This window comes from Streptomyces sp. NBC_00647 (genome assembly GCF_045207245.1).
In the GTDB taxonomy this organism is placed as follows: Bacteria; Actinomycetota; Actinomycetes; order Streptomycetales; family Streptomycetaceae; genus Streptomyces.
Genome location: NZ_CP109040.1, coordinates 5,829,878 through 5,849,839 on the forward strand (window position 1 = coordinate 5,829,878; position 19,962 = coordinate 5,849,839).

General features: G+C 67.2%; 13 protein-coding genes and 2 rRNA genes. 12 read left to right on the top strand and 3 right to left on the bottom strand.

What is annotated here, in order from left to right; all coding sequences use genetic code 11:
- The first annotated feature begins 130 nt into the window (after nucleotides 1-130).
- The 3 genes from OG788_RS25625 to ilvD all read left to right on the top strand — a co-directional run bounded on the left by OG788_RS25625 (nucleotide 131) and on the right by ilvD (nucleotide 3,616).
- Nucleotides 131-955 (top strand): sugar phosphate isomerase/epimerase, encoded by an 825-nt coding sequence (locus OG788_RS25625; protein ID WP_351542492.1) that lies wholly within the window; start codon nucleotides 131-133, stop codon nucleotides 953-955.
- Entirely contained in the window at nucleotides 952-1,569 is a 618-nt protein-coding gene (locus tag OG788_RS25630; RefSeq protein ID WP_406373695.1) for a TetR family transcriptional regulator, read from the top strand. Before OG788_RS25625 ends, OG788_RS25630 begins: the two co-directional genes overlap by 4 nt.
- A gap of 193 nt (nucleotides 1,570-1,762) precedes the next feature.
- Nucleotides 1,763-3,616: a dihydroxy-acid dehydratase gene (gene ilvD, locus OG788_RS25635; RefSeq protein ID WP_351542490.1), complete on the top strand. Its 1,854-nt coding sequence runs from the start codon at nucleotides 1,763-1,765 to the stop codon at nucleotides 3,614-3,616.
- A gap of 83 nt (nucleotides 3,617-3,699) precedes the next feature.
- Here ilvD and OG788_RS25640 read toward each other — a convergent pair whose 3' ends face one another.
- Nucleotides 3,700-5,856, bottom strand: a complete 2,157-nt coding sequence (locus tag OG788_RS25640) for a protein kinase domain-containing protein (RefSeq protein ID WP_406373697.1) — start codon at nucleotides 5,854-5,856, stop codon at nucleotides 3,700-3,702.
- Nucleotides 5,857-5,989: 133 nt separating this feature from the next.
- On the opposite strand from OG788_RS25640, the gene OG788_RS25645 reads away from it, so the two are divergent.
- From OG788_RS25645 to OG788_RS25660, 4 genes are all read left to right on the top strand, one after another.
- On the top strand, nucleotides 5,990-6,301 hold the full coding sequence (locus OG788_RS25645; protein WP_406373699.1) for a peptidase: 312 nt from the start codon (nucleotides 5,990-5,992) through the stop codon (nucleotides 6,299-6,301).
- A gap of 79 nt (nucleotides 6,302-6,380) precedes the next feature.
- Complete coding sequence (locus OG788_RS25650; RefSeq protein ID WP_406376840.1) at nucleotides 6,381-6,665, top strand: peptidase; 285 nt, start codon at nucleotides 6,381-6,383, stop codon at nucleotides 6,663-6,665.
- 66 nt (nucleotides 6,666-6,731) lie between these two features.
- Nucleotides 6,732-7,229, top strand: coding sequence for an EamA/RhaT family transporter (locus OG788_RS25655; protein WP_406373701.1), 498 nt, complete (start codon nucleotides 6,732-6,734; stop codon nucleotides 7,227-7,229).
- A gap of 468 nt (nucleotides 7,230-7,697) precedes the next feature.
- Entirely contained in the window at nucleotides 7,698-8,492 is a 795-nt protein-coding gene (locus OG788_RS25660) for a class I SAM-dependent methyltransferase (protein ID WP_406373702.1), read from the top strand.
- Here OG788_RS25660 and OG788_RS25665 read toward each other — a convergent pair.
- Nucleotides 8,456-9,877, bottom strand: a complete 1,422-nt coding sequence (locus OG788_RS25665) for a SulP family inorganic anion transporter (protein WP_406373703.1) — start codon at nucleotides 9,875-9,877, stop codon at nucleotides 8,456-8,458. The two genes, OG788_RS25660 and OG788_RS25665, sit on opposite strands and share 37 nt — an antisense overlap.
- A gap of 308 nt (nucleotides 9,878-10,185) precedes the next feature.
- Here OG788_RS25665 and OG788_RS25670 point away from each other — a divergent pair, with 308 nt between their 5' ends.
- The 3 genes from OG788_RS25670 (at nucleotide 10,186) to proC (ending at nucleotide 12,933) form a co-directional block, all read left to right on the top strand.
- A complete protein-coding gene (locus tag OG788_RS25670; RefSeq protein WP_406373705.1) occupies nucleotides 10,186-11,073 on the top strand; it encodes an ABC transporter ATP-binding protein in 888 nt (295 codons plus the stop codon).
- A complete protein-coding gene (locus OG788_RS25675; protein WP_406373707.1) occupies nucleotides 11,070-11,903 on the top strand; it encodes an ABC transporter permease in 834 nt (277 codons plus the stop codon). Before OG788_RS25670 ends, OG788_RS25675 begins: the two co-directional genes overlap by 4 nt.
- A gap of 220 nt (nucleotides 11,904-12,123) precedes the next feature.
- Nucleotides 12,124-12,933: a pyrroline-5-carboxylate reductase gene (proC, locus tag OG788_RS25680; protein ID WP_406373709.1), complete on the top strand. Its 810-nt coding sequence runs from the start codon at nucleotides 12,124-12,126 to the stop codon at nucleotides 12,931-12,933.
- A gap of 165 nt (nucleotides 12,934-13,098) precedes the next feature.
- On the opposite strand, the gene trpS is transcribed toward proC, so the two are convergent.
- Nucleotides 13,099-14,100, bottom strand: coding sequence for a tryptophan--tRNA ligase (gene trpS, locus OG788_RS25685; protein ID WP_406373710.1), 1,002 nt, complete (start codon nucleotides 14,098-14,100; stop codon nucleotides 13,099-13,101).
- An 842-nt stretch (nucleotides 14,101-14,942) separates the two neighbouring features.
- Here trpS and OG788_RS25690 point away from each other — a divergent pair.
- Both OG788_RS25690 and OG788_RS25695 read left to right on the top strand, forming a co-directional pair.
- Nucleotides 14,943-16,468: ribosomal RNA gene (locus OG788_RS25690) — 16S ribosomal RNA — on the top strand.
- Nucleotides 16,469-16,785: 317 nt separating this feature from the next.
- A 23S ribosomal RNA gene (locus tag OG788_RS25695) occupies nucleotides 16,786-19,908 on the top strand.
- The 16S and 23S rRNA genes sit together here, the layout of an rRNA operon.
- Nucleotides 19,909-19,962: the final 54 nt, after the last annotated feature.

Below are 19,962 nucleotides of genomic sequence, written 5' to 3' on the forward strand. Positions count from 1 at the left end.
CTCCTGGTCGGAGGCCGGACCGCCCTCCGGCCGGAGGCCAACAAACCCCCGACGGGGGCCCGCAGGAGCCTCCCGGCCAAGCTCGCCGCCCCTCGCCCAACCGCCGGAGGCACCCCGTACGCTGTCCCTCGTGGCAGAACCAGTGGTGCGCATCCCGGATGCGAAGGTCGCGCTGTCCACGGCGTCCGTGTACCCGGAGTCGACGGCGACGGCCTTCGAGATCGCCGCGCGCCTCGGCTACGACGGTGTCGAGGTCATGGTGTGGACCGACCCGGTCAGCCAGGACATCGACGCGCTGCGCCGCCTCAGCGACTACCACCGGATGCCGATCCTCGCCGTCCACGCCCCCTGTCTGCTGATCACCCAGCGGGTCTGGTCCACCGACCCCTGGATCAAGCTCCAGCGCGCCAGGGCGGCCGCCGAGAAACTCGGCGCGAGCACCGTGGTCGTCCATCCCCCGTTCCGCTGGCAGCGTCAGTACGCCCGTGACTTCGTCACCGGGATCTGGCGCATGGCCGACGAGACGGACGTCCGGTTCGCCGTCGAGAACATGTACCCGTGGCGCTACCGCGACCGCGAGATGCTCGCGTACGCCCCCGACTGGGACGTGACGAAGGACGACTACCGGCACTTCACGATCGACCTCAGCCACACCGCGACCGCCCGCACCGACGCCCTGCAGATGATCGACCGCATGGGCGACCGCCTCGGTCACGTCCACCTCGCCGACGGCAACGGTTCCAACAAGGACGAGCACCTGGTCCCGGGCCGCGGCACCCAGCCCTGCGCCGAACTCCTCGACCGTCTCGCGCAGTCCGGTTTCGACGGCCATGTCGTCATCGAGGTCAACACCCGCCGCGCGATGTCCAGCGCCGAGCGCGAGGCCGACCTGGCGGAGGCCCTCGCCTTCACCCGGCTCCACCTCGCGTCCGCCGTGAAGGTGCCCCGGGGATGACGGACGCCGCCCCCCGCCGCGGCCGGGGACGCCCCACGCGTACGCAGACGGAGTCCGGCCCCGCCACCCGCGACCGCATCCTGGAGGCGGCCCGCGAGGAGTTCTCCGAGCGCGGGTACGAGAAGACGTCGGTCCGCGGCATCGCCAAGTCCGCCGGCGTGGACTCCGCGCTCGTCCACCACTACTTCGGCACCAAGGAACAGGTCTTCGAGGCGGCCGTCGAGGGAGCCATGGCCCCCGCGCTCGGCGCCCCCGACACGATCGTCGAGGGCCCTCTCGACGGCGTCGGGGAACGCCTGACCCGCTTCTTCCTCGGCGTCTGGGAGAACCCCACGAGCCGCACCCCGCTGCTGGCGATCGTCCGCTCGGCGGTGAACAACGACACCGCGGCCGCCGTCTTCCGCCGCCTCGTCGCAGCCCAGCTGCTGCGACGCGTCGCGGCCCGGCTCGACGTCCCGGACGCGGAGCTGCGCGTGGAGCTGGCGGCGGCCCAGCTGGTAGGGGTCGCGATGCTGCGCTATGTGATCAAGGTCGAGCCGCTCGCCTCGGTGGACCTGGAGCGCATCGTGGCCAGGGTGGCGCCGGTGGTGCAGGGACACCTGACGAACCCATGAGCGAGAGGACCCGCCGGCGAGGCGGCTCCACCCCGTCAGTACGTCGCTGACGTGCTGGTATGCCATGCGAAGGTGGCCGCTGTTCGAGACGTATGTCCCGGGATACGGACGGCCTGTCCGGATCCTGGAGCACCGGCGTACGCTCGACTTCAGTCATAACCCTCCTCATGCCTCCCCGAAGGAGCGAGCGACGATGCCCGAGCTGAGGTCCCGCACAGTCACCCACGGCCGCAACATGGCGGGCGCACGCGCCCTTATGCGCGCCTCCGGTGTACCCGGCGCGGACATCGGACGGAAGCCGATCATCGCCGTCGCCAACTCCTTCACGGAGTTCGTGCCGGGGCACACCCACCTGCAGCCCGTCGGCCGGATCGTCAGCGAGGCCATCACGGCGGCCGGCGGCATCGCCCGTGAGTTCAACACGATCGCCGTCGACGACGGCATCGCGATGGGCCACGGCGGCATGCTGTACTCCCTGCCCTCCCGCGACCTGATCGCGGACTCGGTGGAGTACATGGTCGAGGCGCACTGCGCCGACGCCCTGATCTGCATCTCGAACTGCGACAAGATCACGCCCGGCATGCTCATGGCCGCCCTGCGCCTGAACATCCCGACGGTCTTCGTCTCCGGCGGCCCCATGGAGTCCGGCCGCGCCACCCTGGTCGACGGCACGGTCCGCACGCTCGACCTGGTCGACGCGATCTCCGACGCCGTGAACGACAAGATCTCGGACGAGGACATCCTCCGTATCGAGGAGAACGCCTGTCCGACCTGCGGTTCCTGTTCCGGCATGTTCACCGCCAACTCGATGAACTGCCTGACCGAGGCCATCGGCCTGAGCCTGCCCGGCAACGGCTCGGTCCTCGCCACCCACACCGCCCGCAAGGGCCTGTACGAGGACGCGGCCCGCACGGTCGTCGACATCACGCGCCGCTACTACGACCAGGACGACGAGTCGGTCCTGCCGCGCAACATCGCCACGCACGCGGCGTTCGAGAACGCCATGGCCCTCGACATCGCCATGGGTGGCTCCACCAACACGATCCTGCACCTGCTGGCCGCGGCCCAGGAGGCGGGCGTCCCCTTCGGTCTGGACGAGATCAACGAGGTCTCGCGCCGGGTGCCGTGCCTCGCCAAGGTGGCCCCGAACGTCGCCAAGGACCGCACGTACTACATGGAGGACGTGCACCGCGCCGGCGGCATCCCCGCCCTGCTCGGCGAACTGCACCGCGCGGGCCTGCTCAACGAGGACGTCCACACCGTCCACAGCCCGTCCCTCTCCGACTGGATGAAGACGTGGGACGTGCGCGCCGGCTCCCCGTCCCCCGAGGCGATCGAGCTGTGGCACGCGGCCCCCGGCTGCGTCCGCTCCTCCGAGGCCTTCTCCCAGTCCGAGCGCTGGGAAGCCCTCGACGAGGACGCCGAGAACGGCTGCATCCGCTCCGCCGAGCACGCCTACTCCAAGGACGGCGGCCTCGCGGTCCTCAAGGGCAACCTGGCCGTCGACGGCTGCGTCGTGAAGACGGCCGGCGTCGACGAGTCCATCTGGACCTTCGAGGGCCCGGCGGTCGTCTGCGAGTCCCAGGACGAGGCCGTCGACAAGATCCTCAAGAAGGAGATCACGCACGGCGACGTCGTGGTCATCCGCTACGAGGGCCCCAAGGGCGGCCCCGGTATGCAGGAGATGCTCTACCCGACGTCCTTCCTCAAGGGCCGCGGCCTCGGCAAGACCTGCGCCCTGATCACCGACGGCCGCTTCTCCGGCGGCACTTCGGGCCTGTCGATCGGCCACGCCTCCCCGGAGGCCGCGTCCGGCGGCACGATCGCCCTCGTCCAGGACGGCGACCGCATCCGCATCGACATCCCGAACCGCTCGATCGAACTGCTCGTGTCCGACGACGAGTTGGCCACCCGCCGCGACGCCCTGAACGGCGTCTACGCACCGGTGAACCGTGAGCGCAAGGTCTCGGCCGCCCTCCGCGCGTACGCCGCGATGGCGACGAGTGCGGACAAGGGCGCGGTGCGGGACGTCTCGAAGCTGGGCTGATCACCGGCCCGGACACCGGGCCGACGGTCACGCGTCAGAAGTCCGTGAAGGGGCCGCTCCTGCCGGGGCGGCCCCTCCGCGTGTCACCAGCCCGAGGGATCCCGCCCGTCGACCGCGAAGAGGGAGCCGTCGGGGGCCGTGGCGTAGATGTGGTTGCCGGCGGTGAGGGGGGCCGGGAGCACGTCGGCCAACGAACCCTGTTTGCCGCCCAGGCGCGCTTTGGTCTGACCGAGCAGCGCTCCATGCACGGTGTCGATCGCGAGGAGCCGTCCGTCCGCGGCGCTCAGGTAGAGGCGGTCGTCGGCCACGGTGGGAGCCGACGCCCAGCTGACGGATGTTTCCACCCGCCACGACTGTGCCGAGGTCCGGGTGTCCACGGCCACCAGCGCGCCGCCGTCGGCCAGCAGATAAGCCGTGTCCCCATGGACGGCAGCCTGTGCTCCCGGCAGGGGCAGGCGCAGTGCGGTGCGCTTGACGGTCCGGTCAGCGACGTCGTACCGGACGACGGCGTCCGTGTACTGGTGCGAGTCGGTGGCAGTGAACCAGAGGACGCCGGCACGCGCGTGCACGAGGCTCAGCCCGTGATCCAGGCGCCTTTGCCAGCTCATGGCACCGGTCTCAGGATCGACCGCCGCCACCAGGGTCGGCCCTCCGTTCGACGAGACGGCGTACGCGACGCCGTCCCCGTAGGACGAGAATCTCGGCAACGCCTGTCCCGGAAGGGCGTGTTGCCACAGCTTCTCGCCGGTCGCCGCGTCGAGCGCGGTGACTTCGGAGTTCCGTCCGGTGAGCAGGACGACCGCACCGATGTGGGCGATCCCGCCGCCGTAGCGCGTGGTGTCGCGGTCCCAGCGGGTCTTTCCTGTGGCGGGATCCAGTGCCGTCAGCCGTTGTCCGCCCCGGCTGAGGACATGCAGCAGACCACCGGACAGGACCGGCGGGCTCGTCACGTCTCCGCTCCGCCATCCCGGGTCGGGCCGGGACCACAGCACTTTGCCGTTCGCGGGATCGACACCGGTGGCCAGTACGCCGGGCCGGATGCAGTACAACCGGTGCGAGCCGTACGTGCATTGCGGCTGCCCGGCTGCTTTCACGCCGCCGGCGTCCGGCTTCACGTCCCACGGCTCGAACACGCTGCTCTTCGACGGCTGCCGCTTCTCCGCCTGGGTCTCCGTCCCGCCGAACCGCGCGAAGGCACCGACGGCGACGGCGGCGGCGGCGAGTCCCGCCAGGGCCAGGGTGACGGGCAGGCGCCGACGCCGCCCGCCTCTCTTCCGGGCGGCCACGTGGGTGCGGTCCTCGGCGCCCTCCGGCCGTTCACGCCCCGGCCACGGACGCGACTTCCGAGCCGGTGGCGCCGACTCCCCGTTCCCGACGCGCTGTTCGGGGATGAAGGCCCGGGTGTCGTACGAGGCCGACGCCGAGCGCAGCGCGGTCATCAGCTCGTCCGGGGTGGGCCGTTCCTCGGGCTCCTTGGCGAGGCAGCGCGAGACGAGGTCGACCATGTCATCCGGCACACCGGTCAGGTCCGGCTCGTCGTGGACGACTTGATAGGCGACCAGATAGGGACTGTCCGAGTCGAACGGCCCGCTCCCGGTGGCCGCGTGGACGATCACCGAACCGAGAGCGAACACGTCGGCGGCCGGCCCGACATGCCGTGGCCTGCTGAACTGCTCCGGCGCCATGAACGGCGGGGTGCCGATCAACTTCCCGGTCTCCGTACGCAGTTCACTGTCGGCGGGGCGCGAGATGCCGAAGTCGATGACTTTCGGCCCGTCGTCGGCCAGCAGTACGTTGCTGGGCTTGAGATCGCGGTGGACGACACCGGCCCGGTGGATGTCCCGCAGGGCCTCGGCGAGTCCGGCCATCAGGTGACGCAGCCGGGCCGACGACAGCGCACCGTTCCGCTTCACGTGCTCGGCAAGGGTCGGGCCGGGGATGAACAGGGTTGCCATCCACGGGTGTTCGGCCTCGGGATCGGCGTCCACCACGGGCGCGGTGAAGGCGCCGCTGACCCGGCGGGCGGCCGCGATTTCCTGACGGAACCGCCCCCGGAACTCGGGGTCTTGAGAGAACTGGGCATGGACGATCTTGACGGCGAGCCGCAACCCGGAGGCGGAGCGCGCCAGATGCACGATCCCCATGCCACCGGAGCCGAGTTCCGCCTCCAGCAGGTACTGCCCGGCATAGCGCGGATGTTCCGCTTCCGAGTTCGTACCGGTGCTGCGCTGTGGCGGCATCACTCACCCCCGTGGGTCCGTCCGCTGCGCGACGCGCAGAGCCTAGTCGATCCTTCGTGCGAAACCTCGACGGCTTGCTAGCCTCGGCGCGCGGCATGAATTTGGCGTGAACCAATCAACGGGGGAGATCGATATGGCCACGGAAGACATCGCCATCACCAGCGCGGCGGACGCGGAGCCGCTGGCCGCCCAGGCACTGCGCACGTACCCGCTCGCACCGGGCCACAACGTCAACGTCCGCAGCGGCCCGGGCACCCATTACCCGATCGTCCGTACGCTGTCGGCCGGCTCGAGCATTCCGATCCGCTGCCAGTGCCCGGGAGAGTCCGTAACCGGTCCGTACGGCACCTCGACGATCTGGGACAACATCGCCAACGCGCAGTTCGTTTCGGACGCGTACGTGAAGACGGGCAGCGACGGCTACGTCGCGCCGCGCTGCTCCTGACGACAAAAGGGGAACGATTGTGAAGATCGTGTCAGGCAGACGGGCCATGCTGGTCGGAGGGGCCACTGCCGCGCTTCTGATGGTGGCGGGGGCTACGTCCGAGGCGTCGGCGGCGCTGCGTACCTATCCCGTCGCGCCGGGCGTCGAGCTGAACGTCCGCAGTGGTCCGGGCACCCACTTCAGCATTGTCCGTACCCTGCCGGCCGGCTCGCGTGTTCCGATCTACTGCCAGTGCCCGGGAGAGTCCGTCACCGGCACCTACGGGACGAGCAAGACCTGGGACAACATCTCGAACGGGCAGTTCGTCTCCGACGCATACGTCCAAACGGGCAGCGACGGCTACGTCGCCCCGGCGTGTTCCTGACCGACGCCCCCGCCCAAGGGCACCCGCGGCGGTCGCCGGAGCCGGGACCGGAGCGATAATCGTCGCGTGAGCGACGAGACCGACACCGGAACCGGCACCCCCGCGGGGCCCCAGCCCGAGCCCCTGCGTTTCTTCGGAACGACCTGGGTGCAGCACGACGGCGGCTACACCGGCCGCCGCATCGGCGCGGCCGTCGGCTCCCTCGCCGCCGCCGTGGCCGCCTGCTTCGTGCTCCGCTTCGCGTACCAGGGCCTGGCCATCGCGGATGTCGGGAGGCCCGTGACCGTGATGGTCGTGGTGATGTTCGCGGTGTGCAGCGCCCTCGCGTTCCGCCACACCTCGGAGACCTTCGCCAAGCGCCCCGACCCCGACCGCCAGGCCTCCCTTCGCGGTCTGCTGGCCATCGGTTTCGTCGGCTCCCTCCTCGCCTACTCCGTCCGCTCCCTCACCGAGGCCCCGGGCGAGAAGCTCCACCGCGAGGAGTACGAGGCGGCGAAGGAGCAGTACACGCGCCGCACCACGCGCCGCACCGGCAACCCGTCGCGGAAGAGCCGCCGGACCTGACCGCAGCCGGATCGCGCCCCGGTGGCGAAGTAGATCCCGCACTGGTGACGAGTCGGTGGCGAACCAGGCCGCCGCCCCGGTGACGAGTCGGTGGCGAAGTAGATCCCGCACTGGTGACGAGTCGGTGGCGAACCAGGCCGCCGCCCCGGTGACGAGTCGGTGGCGAAGTAGATCCCGCACTGGTGACGAGTCGGTGGCGAACCAGGCCGCCGCCCCGGTGACGAGTCGGCGGCGAAGTAGATCCCGCACTGGTGACGAGTCGGCGGCGAACCAGGCCGCCGCCCCGGTGACGAGTCGGCGGCGAAGCAGGTCCCGTACCGGTGACGAGCCGGTGGTGGACCAGGTCCCGTACCGGTGACGAGCCGGGGACGAACCACGCTTCGCACCCGAGGATGAGCCCGGCCGGGATCCCAAGAGGTCAGGGAAAGCCCCTACCCCAGCTCCCTCGCCACGCCCGACCATGAACTCATGACCCTTCCCTCCTCTCCTGCCTCACCGCACGCCGCCCGGGCCCACTCCTTCAACGCGGCCGCGGCGCAGTACGCCGCGAACCGTCCGTCGTATCCGCCGGCCCTCTTCGACGCCGTCGAAGCCCTCGCGGCCCGCTCCCTGGCCGGCGCCAGGGTCGTCGACGTGGGAGCGGGCACCGGGATCTCGACCGGACTCCTGGACGCCCGCGGCGCGAATGTCCTCGCCGTGGAACCCGGCCCCGGCATGGCAGCCGAGTTCCGTCGCGCCCACCCCCGCATCCCGATCGTCCGGGGCAGCGGCAACGCCCTGCCCCTCGCCTCCGCCTCTGCGGACTTCCTCACCTACGCCCAGTCCTGGCACTGGACCGACCCGAGCCATTCGGTGCCGGAGGCGCTGCGGGTGCTGCGCCCCGGCGGGGCGCTGGCCCTGTGGTGGAACACCGAGGCGCTCGATGTCCCGTGGATCGCGGCGGCGGCCCGGCGCGCCGAGCGTTTCCTCGACTGGGACCACGAGGCCGAGAAGAACGACAGCGTCGCTCGCGCCACCCACGCGCTCACCGCCGACCCCAGTGGCCGCCTCTCCTTCGGCCATCGGCAGGTCCGCTGGAGCCGGCGTATCCCGATCGACACCCGCGTCGCCAACATCGGCAGCCACTCCCCGTTCCTGGTCCTCGGCGAGGAGACCACCGGAGCGTTCTTCGCCGAGGAACGGAACCACCTCCTCGAGGCGTTCCCGGAAGGGGTCGTGGAGGAGACCTACGTCGTGGAACTGCTGGTGGCGACCCGTTCGTGATCCCGCCCGGCGGCCCACCCCTCGAGGGCCGCCGCACACGCGTGATCGACATGCCGCAGACCGCCCAGCTCCAGCCGTACGTCACGGTCGTGCGGCAACGCCTCCAAAGCGTCCAACAGCTTCGGCAGCCGGAGGAAGGTGGCGTTGCCGACCACCCGTACGACCATGCCCGCGGCGCCCCGGTCCTCGGTCTCCACGTGCACATGACTGATGTCCCAGGCGGTCTTGGCCACCGCGAGCGCCAGCCCGACCAGCACACCCTCGAAGAGGTTCCCGACCACGATCGACACCGCGGTCACGACCAGCACGACCACCTCACCGCGATGCCCACGCCACAGCGTCCGCACCTCCCGCACCGGCACGAGCTTGCACCCCGCGTGCACCAGCAGCCCCGCGAGCGCGGCCACCGGAATCAGCCCGAGCACCGCGGGCACCACGGCCGTGAACAGCAGCAGCCACACCCCGTGCAGCACCCGCGACACCTTGGTCCGCGCCCCGGCCTGCACGTTCGCCGCACTCCGCACGATCACCGCGGTCATCGGCAGCGCCCCGAGCATCCCGCACACGGCGTTCCCGGCGCCCTGCGCGATGAGCTCGCGGTCGTAATCGGTGCGCGGCCCGCGATGCAGCCGGTCCACCGCCGCCGCACTGAACAACGACTCCGCCGAGGCGATCAGCGCGAACGCCAGTACCGTCCCGATCACGCCCACTTCCGTGAGCCGGCCCAGGTCCGTGAGGGACGGCGGCCGTACGGCATCGAGCAGCCCCCGCACCTCGACCCGTCGCACCGCCAGATCGAACGCCCCGGTCACGGCCGAGGCGAGCGCCACCGCCAGCAGGGGCGCAGGAACCACCCGCGCGCCCCGCCGCCACCGCGGCCAGAGCAGGAGTACGGCCACGGTGGCGCCGCCGATCGCCAGTGCCACCGGATCCGCGGCACCGGCCAGCGAGCCCAGCCCGGCGATCTTCCCGAGCGCGCCGGAGGGCGCCGTCGCGTCGGCCATCGCGTACACCTGGCCCACGATCAGCACGAGCCCGATCCCGGCGAGCATTCCCTGCACCACGGCCACGGACACGGCCCGGAACCATCGCCCGAGCCGTAACGCCCCGAGGCCGAGCTGCACCAGCCCGGCGGCGAGCACCAGGACACCCAGCACCCGGACCCCGAACGACTGCACAGCCTCGTACACCAGCACGGTCAGCCCGGCCGCGGGCCCGCTCACCTGGAGGCTGCTCCCGGGCAGCATCCCGGCGACCAGCCCACCGACGATCCCGGTCACCAGCCCCAGCTCGGCGGGCACACCGGACGCTATGGCGACCCCGACACACAGGGGCAGCGCCACCAGAAAGACGACGAGGGACGCGAACAGATCGGCTTTGCGCATCACGACAGCACCTCCGGTCGACAGTGGGAGATGCGTGGGTGCCGCGCCGGGGGAGGGCACGGCGGACCTGGCGGTACGGCAGGAAGCCGTATCGCACATTGAAATCCATTGTCAGGTAAGCCGGTTGATCGCACAGCCCCTCGGGGCAACCGTCACGCGAACGCGGGAGCGCATCGTTCGGCGACACCGCGGACGGAGCCGTTCCGTTCGCGCCGACGCGCGCCTGCGCCGCACGGTGCTCCGGTCGTTCGACCGGCACGCCGCGGCTCTTGACCGCCGCACCGCACGGGAGGAATATTCATCGAGTGATGATTATTCGTCCACGTCCGCCCGACCCCACAGGAACACCCGTGCCCCCTTCCCAGACCGCCGTCCGTGCCGAAGGCCTCACCGTCGTCCGCGGCACCCGCACCGTCCTGAACGGACTCGGCTTCACGGTCCCGCGCGGCCAGATCACCGGTCTGCTCGGCCCTTCCGGCTGCGGCAAATCCACCCTGATGCGCGCGATCGTCGGCACCCAGGCCAGGGTCGGCGGCACCCTCCAGGTCCTCGGCCTCCCGGCCGGTGACGGCGCCCTCCGCTCCCGCATCGGCTACGTCACCCAGGCCCCCTCCGTCTACGACGACCTGACCGTCCGGCAGAACCTCGACTACTTCGCCGCGATCCTCGACCCGGGCCGGGCCGCCGCCGAACGCCGCCACGCCGATGTCACCCGCGCCGTCGCCGACGTCGACCTCGCCTCCCACGCCGACTCCCTCGCCGGCAACCTCTCGGGCGGCCAGCGCAGCCGTGTCTCCCTCGCCGTCGCCCTCCTCGGCACCCCTGAACTCCTGGTCCTCGACGAACCGACCGTCGGCCTCGACCCGGTCCTGCGCCGCGATCTGTGGAGCCTCTTCCACGCCATCGCCGAAGAACGCGACGCGACCCTCCTGATCTCCTCCCACGTCATGGACGAGGCCGAGCGCTGCCACCGGCTCCTCCTGATGCGCGAGGGCGGGATCCTCGCCGACGACACCCCGGACGCCCTCCGCGAACGGACCGGCTCCGACACCGTCGAGGCCGCCTTCCTCCATCTCGTCGACGAGGCGGTCGCGGCCGCGCAGTCCACGCCGAGCAGCACACCTCGACCGCCGACCCTCACCGACCCCGAACCCCGGTCCGCCGGCGCCCACCCCCGCGAGGAGACCGCACGATGAGCCCGACCGCATCCACGAGCCCCACTCCGGCGGCCGCACCCGCGGGCCTCGGCGCATCCGGGCAGACGGGACCGGCGTCACGCCCGAGCGCGCTCAACGCCTCCCGCACCATGGCCACCGCGACCCGCGTCCTGCGTCAGCTCCGTCACGACCCGCGCACCATCGCGCTGATGATCCTCGTCCCCTGCGTGATGCTCTTCCTGCTCCGCTATGTCTTCGACGGCAGCCCCCGCACCTTCGACTCCATCGGCGCGTCCCTCCTCGGGATCTTCCCGCTGATCACGATGTTCCTGGTGACCTCCATCGCCACCCTGCGCGAGCGCACCTCGGGCACTCTCGAACGCCTCCTCGCCATGCCCCTCGGCAAGGGCGACCTGATCGCCGGCTACGCCCTCGCCTTCGGCGTGCTCGCCGTCATCCAGTCGGCCCTGGCCACCGGACTCGCGGTCTGGCTCCTCGGACTCGACGCCACGGGCTCCCCCTGGCTGCTCCTGCTGGTCGCCCTCCTCGACGCCCTCCTCGGAACGGCCCTCGGCCTCTTCGTCTCGGCCTTCGCCGCCTCCGAGTTCCAGGCCGTCCAGTTCATGCCGGCCGTGATCTTCCCCCAGCTCCTCCTCTGCGGCCTGTTCACCCCCCGCTCCAACATGCACCCCGTCCTGGAGGCCATCTCCGACGTCCTGCCCATGTCCTACGCGGTCGACGGCATGAACGAGGTCCTCAGGCACACCGACATGACCGCGACCTTCGTACGCGACGCCCTGATCGTGGCCGGGAGCGCGCTGCTGGTCCTGGGACTCGGAGCGGCGACCCTGCGACGCAGGACGCCGTAGGGTCCCGCGCCCCGGGGGTCCCGCGCCCCGGGGGTCCCGCGCCCCGGGGGTCCCGCGCCTGGGGGTCCCGGCGGTCCCGGCGGACGCCCGGCGGTCCCGGCGGACGCCCGGCGGGACCGGTGGGCGGATGCCGTCCGCCCACCGGACAGCCCACCCGCCCCCATGACCCCGGTGGGAGGATGAACGTGGACGACCCAACCCTCGGAGGGCACCCGCAACCATGACTCAGAAAGTCGCAGTCCTCGGCACCGGCAAGATCGGCGAAGCCCTGCTCAGCGGAATGATCCGAGGCGGTTGGGCCCCCGCCGACCTCCTGGTGACAGCCCGCCGACCGGAGCGGGCCAAGGAACTCCAGGAACGCCACGGAGTGACCCCGGTCAGCAACGCGGAAGCGGCCAAGACCGCCGACACCCTGATCCTCACCGTCAAGCCCCAGGACATGGGCACCCTCCTCGACGAACTCGCCCCGCACATCCCCGCCGACCGCCTGGTCATCAGCGGCGCGGCAGGCATCCCCACCTCCTTCTTCGAGGAACGCCTGGCCACCGGCACCCCCGTCGTCCGTGTCATGACGAACACCCCCGCCCTCGTCGACGAGGCCATGTCCGTCATCTCCCCCGGCAGCCACGCCACCGCCGAGCACATCGCGCACGCCGAGGCCCTTTTCGGCGCCGTCGGCAAGACCCTCCTCGTCCCCGAGTCGCAGCAGGACGCCTGCACCGCCCTCTCCGGCTCTGGACCGGCGTACTTCTTCTACCTGGTCGAAGCCATGACGGACGCGGGCATTCTGCTCGGCCTGCCCCGCGACAAGGCCCACGACCTGATCGTCCAGTCCGCGATCGGCGCCGCCGTGATGCTCCGCGACAGCGGCGAGCACCCCGTGAAGCTCCGGGAGAACGTCACGTCCCCCGCCGGCACCACGATCAACGCCATCCGCGAACTCGAGAACCACGGCGTACGCGCCGCACTCATCGCCGCGCTGGAAGCAGCCCGCGACCGCAGCCGCGAACTCGCCTCCGGCAACAGCTGACGGAGCCGCCCGGCCCCCGGCACGGAGCAACCCGCCCCGGCACCGAGCGAACGTCCTCGGCAGCGACCCGCCCCGATGCCGAGGGCGGCTCGCTGCCGAGGGCACCTGCCCGCCGACAGCCGGCAGCCTGAGACCAACAGCCTGAGGGCCGTCGACCCTCAGCTCTCAGTCAGCCGCCGGCAGCAACCCGATCGCCCCGTACGCCGCGTCCACCCTCGGCCGCGCCATCTCTCTGGCCTTCGCCGCACCGTCCCGCAACACCCCCTCCACATACGCAGGATCCGCGCACAACTGCTTGTGCCTCTCCTGTACGGGCCTGAGGAGCTCGATCACGGCCTCGGCGGTGTCCTTCTTCAAAGCGCCGTACGACTCATATACACCGCTCAAGGCCTCGGGGTTCCCACCCTCACACGCCGCGAGGATCTCCAGCAGATTCGAGATCCCGGGCCGCTTCTCCCGGTCGTACTCGATGTCTTGGCCGCTGTCCGTCACGGCCCGCATGATCTTCTTCCGTACGGCATCCGGTTCATCGAGCAAATAGACGACACCCGGTCCGACGTCGTCGCTCTTCCCCATCTTCGACGTCGGCTCCTGCAGGTTCATGACCCGTGCCGCGACCTCCGGACGCGTCGCCCGAGGAACCACGAACGTGTGCCCGTACCGCTGGTTGAACCGCACCGCCAGATCCCGGGTCAGCTCGACATGCTGCGTCTGGTCGTCCCCAACCGGCACCTCGTCGCTCCCGTACGCCAGGATGTCGGCCGCCATCAGCACGGGATACGTCAGCAACGACAGCCGCACGCTCCCACCGCGCCGCCGTTCGAGCGCGGCCTTCTCCTTGTACTGGATCATCCGCCGCATCTCCCCGTCCGTCGCGACGCACTCCAGTACGTACGACAGCCGCGCGTGCTCGTCCACATGACTCTGTACGAACACGGTGCACAGCTCCGGATCGAGCCCGGAGGCCAGCAACAAGGTCGCCGCCTGCCTGCTGAGCCTGCGCACCCGCCCCGGATCGTGGTCCACGGTCAGCGCGTGCAGATCGACGATGCAGAACAGGGCGTCGGCCCGGTGCTGATCGACACCGGCCCAGCGCCGCACGGCTCCCAGATAGTTGCCCAGCGTCAGATGCCCGGTCGGCTTGACCCCGCTGAAGATCCGCGTCATCTCTCCACCTCCTGGTCGAGGCCGCCGCGCCCACCGGCCGGCTCCCCGGGAGGGAGACACAAAAACGGCCGCCGAGGGCGGCGGCCGTTGGGTACATACGTGAGTACGGCCGCCGTCAGGCGGCCCACCACTGCTGGGTGCACGTACGCGTAGTCATGGCAGTCAGCGTACGCCTCGGGTGTCCCGTCCGGACCGGAGTTGACACGACTCCGGCGCGTCCGTAGTGTTCTCCGAGTTGTCCGACGTGAGCGCCGACTCCGGTCGGTCCCCGGACAGCCATTCCGCACCACCATTCAACGATCGACGACTCGTCGCCGGCTCGTTTTCATGCGTGTTTGCGAAATGAGGATTCCGCGTTCGAAAGGACGCCACCCCGATTAGCTCGGGAGCCAGGAATCCGCTAATGTCTCACTCGTCGGAACGGCCCAACAGCCGCGAAGACAAAGCCCCGCTGACTGGGAGTCAGGCCCGAAAGGATCTGATAGAGTCGGACTCGCCGGAAAGGGAAACGCGAAAGCGAGAACCTGGAAAGCACCGAGGAAATCGGATACGGAAACGGTCTGATAGAGTCGGAAACGCAAGACCGAAGGGAAGCGCCCGGAGGAAAGCCCGAGAGGGTGAGTACAAAGGAAGCGTCCGTTCCTTGAGAACTCAACAGCGTGCCAAAAATCAACGCCAGATATGTTGATACCCCGTCTCCGGCCGATCGGTCGGGACGAGGTTCCTTTGAAAAAGTCCTGTCCCCTTGGGGGCAGGCGCATCAGCGAGGACGCTGTGAACGCCGGTCCTATTCCGACCGGTTGTTCCGCTCTCATGATGTTTCACCGGATTACCGGTAAACATTCACGGAGAGTTTGATCCTGGCTCAGGACGAACGCTGGCGGCGTGCTTAACACATGCAAGTCGAACGATGAAGCCCTTCGGGGTGGATTAGTGGCGAACGGGTGAGTAACACGTGGGCAATCTGCCCTTCACTCTGGGACAAGCCCTGGAAACGGGGTCTAATACCGGATAACACTCCTGCCTGCATGGGTGGGGGTTAAAAGCTCCGGCGGTGAAGGATGAGCCCGCGGCCTATCAGCTTGTTGGTGAGGTAGTGGCTCACCAAGGCGACGACGGGTAGCCGGCCTGAGAGGGCGACCGGCCACACTGGGACTGAGACACGGCCCAGACTCCTACGGGAGGCAGCAGTGGGGAATATTGCACAATGGGCGAAAGCCTGATGCAGCGACGCCGCGTGAGGGATGACGGCCTTCGGGTTGTAAACCTCTTTCAGCAGGGAAGAAGCGAAAGTGACGGTACCTGCAGAAGAAGCGCCGGCTAACTACGTGCCAGCAGCCGCGGTAATACGTAGGGCGCAAGCGTTGTCCGGAATTATTGGGCGTAAAGAGCTCGTAGGCGGCTTGTCACGTCGGTTGTGAAAGCCCGGGGCTTAACCCCGGGTCTGCAGTCGATACGGGCAGGCTAGAGTGTGGTAGGGGAGATCGGAATTCCTGGTGTAGCGGTGAAATGCGCAGATATCAGGAGGAACACCGGTGGCGAAGGCGGATCTCTGGGCCATTACTGACGCTGAGGAGCGAAAGCGTGGGGAGCGAACAGGATTAGATACCCTGGTAGTCCACGCCGTAAACGGTGGGAACTAGGTGTTGGCGACATTCCACGTCGTCGGTGCCGCAGCTAACGCATTAAGTTCCCCGCCTGGGGAGTACGGCCGCAAGGCTAAAACTCAAAGGAATTGACGGGGGCCCGCACAAGCAGCGGAGCATGTGGCTTAATTCGACGCAACGCGAAGAACCTTACCAAGGCTTGACATACACCGGAAAGCATTAGAGATAGTGCCCCCCTTGTGGTCGGTGTACAGGTGGTGCATGGCTGTCGTCAGCTCGTGTCGTGAGATGTTGGGTTAAGTCCCGCAACGAGCGCAACCCTTGTTCTGTGTTGCCAGCATGCCCTTCGGGGTGATGGGGACTCACAGGAGACTGCCGGGGTCAACTCGGAGGAAGGTGGGGACGACGTCAAGTCATCATGCCCCTTATGTCTTGGGCTGCACACGTGCTACAATGGCAGGTACAAAGAGCTGCGAAGCCGCGAGGCGGAGCGAATCTCAAAAAGCCTGTCTCAGTTCGGATTGGGGTCTGCAACTCGACCCCATGAAGTCGGAGTTGCTAGTAATCGCAGATCAGCATTGCTGCGGTGAATACGTTCCCGGGCCTTGTACACACCGCCCGTCACGTCACGAAAGTCGGTAACACCCGAAGCCGGTGGCCCAACCCCTTGTGGGAGGGAGCTGTCGAAGGTGGGACTGGCGATTGGGACGAAGTCGTAACAAGGTAGCCGTACCGGAAGGTGCGGCTGGATCACCTCCTTTCTAAGGAGCACTTCTTACCGATCCCTCCGGGGTGAGGTCAGAGGCCAGAACACCGGCGAATGTCCGGTGCTGGTTGCTCATGGGTGGAACGTTGATTATTCGGCACTCTCAGTCATCTCGGGCTGCAAGTACTGTTCTTCGGAGCGTGGAAAGCTGATCATGAGTGGCGAGGGTGTCGGGCACGCTGTTGGGTGTCTGAAGGTACGGCCGAATGTTGGCTGCCTTCAGTGCCGGCCCCAGTGCACTCGAACTACTGGTTCGGGGTGATGGGTGGTTGGTCGTTGTTTGAGAACTGCACAGTGGACGCGAGCATCTGTGGCCAAGTTTTTAAGGGCGCACGGTGGATGCCTTGGCACCAGGAACCGATGAAGGACGTGGGAGGCCACGATAGTCCCCGGGGAGCCGTCAACCAGGCTTTGATCCGGGGGTTTCCGAATGGGGAAACCCGGCAGTCGTCATGGGCTGTCACCCACTGCTGAACACATAGGCAGTGTGGAGGGAACGCGGGGAAGTGAAACATCTCAGTACCCGCAGGAAGAGAAAACAACCGTGATTCCGGGAGTAGTGGCGAGCGAAACCGGATGAGGCCAAACCTTGTATGTGTGAGACCCGGCAGGGGTTGCATGCAAGGGGTTGTGGGATCTCTCTTTCACAGTCTGCCGGCTGTGAGGCGAGTCAGAAACCGTTGATGTAGGCGAAGGACATGCGAAAGGTCCGGCGTAGAGGGTAAGACCCCCGTAGTCGAAACATCAACGGCTCGTTTGAGAGACACCCAAGTAGCACGGGGCCCGAGAAATCCCGTGTGAATCTGGCGGGACCACCCGCTAAGCCTAAATATTCCCTGGTGACCGATAGCGGATAGTACCGTGAGGGAATGGTGAAAAGTACCGCGGGAGCGGAGTGAAATAGTACCTGAAACCGTGTGCCTACAAGCCGTGGGAGCGTCGCGCATTGAGTTTACTCAATGCGTCGTGACTGCGTGCCTTTTGAAGAATGAGCCTGCGAGTTTGCGGTGCGTTGCGAGGTTAACCCGTGTGGGGAAGCCGTAGCGAAAGCGAGTCCGAATAGGGCGATTCAGTAGCGCGCTCAAGACCCGAAGCGGAGTGATCTAGCCATGGGCAGGTTGAAGCGGCTGTAAGAGGTCGTGGAGGACCGAACCCACCAGGGTTGAAAACCTGGGGGATGACCTGTGGTTAGGGGTGAAAGGCCAATCAAACTCCGTGATAGCTGGTTCTCCCCGAAATGCATTTAGGTGCAGCGTCGTGTGTTTCTTGCCGGAGGTAGAGCACTGGATAGGCGATGGGCCCTACCGGGTTACTGACCTTAGCCAAACTCCGAATGCCGGTAAGTGAGAGCGCGGCAGTGAGACTGTGGGGGATAAGCTCCATGGTCGAGAGGGAAACAGCCCAGAGCATCGACTAAGGCCCCTAAGCGTACGCTAAGTGGGAAAGGATGTGGAGTCGCACAGACAACCAGGAGGTTGGCTTAGAAGCAGCCACCCTTGAAAGAGTGCGTAATAGCTCACTGGTCTAGTGATTCCGCGCCGACAATGTAGCGGGGCTCAAGCGTACCGCCGAAGTCGTGTCATTGCAGCAATAGGGCCAACGCCCGCTGTGATGGGTAGGGGAGCGTCGTGTGCCGGGTGAAGCCGCGCCGGAAGGCAGTGGTGGACGGTTCACGAGTGAGAATGCAGGCATGAGTAGCGATACACACGTGAGAAACGTGTGCGCCGATTGACTAAGGGTTCCTGGGTCAAGCTGATCTGCCCAGGGTAAGTCGGGACCTAAGGCGAGGCCGACAGGCGTAGTCGATGGATAACCGGTTGATATTCCGGTACCCGCTGTGAAGCGTCAAACATTGAACCAGGCGATGCTAAGTCCGTGAAGCCGCCCCGGAGCCTTCGGGCAAAGGGGAGTGGTGGAGCCGACGGACCAGACCTGCAGTAGGTGAGTGATGGGGTGACGCAGGAAGGTAGTCCATCCCGGGCGGTGGTTGTCCCGGGGTAAGGGTGTAGGCCGTGTGATAGGCAAATCCGTCACACATCAAGGCTGAGACCTGATGCCGAGCCGATTGTGGTGAAGTGGATGATCCTATGCTGTCGAGAAAAGCCTCTAGCGAGTTTCATGGCGGCCCGTACCCTAAACCGACTCAGGTGGTCAGGTAGAGAATACCGAGGCGTTCGGGTGAACTATGGTTAAGGAACTCGGCAAAATGCCCCCGTAACTTCGGGAGAAGGGGGGCCATCACTGGTGATCCGATTTACTCGGTGAGCTGGGGGTGGCCGCAGAGACCAGCGAGAAGCGACTGTTTACTAAAAACACAGGTCCGTGCGAAGCCGTAAGGCGATGTATACGGACTGACGCCTGCCCGGTGCTGGAACGTTAAGGGGACCGGTTAGTCACTCTTCGGGGTGGCGAAGCTGAGAACTTAAGCGCCAGTAAACGGCGGTGGTAACTATAACCATCCTAAGGTAGCGAAATTCCTTGTCGGGTAAGTTCCGACCTGCACGAATGGCGTAACGACTTCTCGACTGTCTCAACCATAGGCCCGGTGAAATTGCACTACGAGTAAAGATGCTCGTTTCGCGCAGCAGGACGGAAAGACCCCGGGACCTTTACTACAGTTTGATATTGGTGTTCGGTTCGGCTTGTGTAGGATAGGTGGGAGACTGTGAAGTGCGGGCGCCAGCCCGTGTGGAGTCGCCGTTGAAATACCACTCTGGTCGTGCTGGATGTCTAACCTGGGTCCGTGATCCGGATCAGGGACAGTGTCTGATGGGTAGTTTAACTGGGGCGGTTGCCTCCTAAAGAGTAACGGAGGCGCCCAAAGGTTCCCTCAGCCTGGTTGGTAATCAGGTGTTGAGTGTAAGTGCACAAGGGAGCTTGACTGTGAGACCGACGGGTCGAGCAGGGACGAAAGTCGGGACTAGTGATCCGGCGGTGGCTTGTGGAAGCGCCGTCGCTCAACGGATAAAAGGTACCCCGGGGATAACAGGCTGATCTTCCCCAAGAGTCCATATCGACGGGATGGTTTGGCACCTCGATGTCGGCTCGTCGCATCCTGGGGCTGGAGTCGGTCCCAAGGGTTGGGCTGTTCGCCCATTAAAGCGGTACGCGAGCTGGGTTTAGAACGTCGTGAGACAGTTCGGTCCCTATCCGCTGTGCGCGTAGGAATATTGAGAAGGGCTGTCCCTAGTACGAGAGGACCGGGACGGACGAACCTCTGGTGTGCCAGTTGTCCTGCCAAGGGCATGGCTGGTTGGCTACGTTCGGGAGGGATAACCGCTGAAAGCATCTAAGCGGGAAGCCTGCTTCGAGATGAGTATTCCCACCCCCTTGAGGGGTTAAGGCTCCCAGTAGACGACTGGGTTGATAGGCCAGATCTGGAAGGCGGGCAACCGCTGGAGGTGACTGGTACTAATAGGCCGAGGGCTTGTCCTCAGTTGCTCGCGTCCACTGTGTTGGTTCTGAAACCACGAACAACCGTCGTAGCTA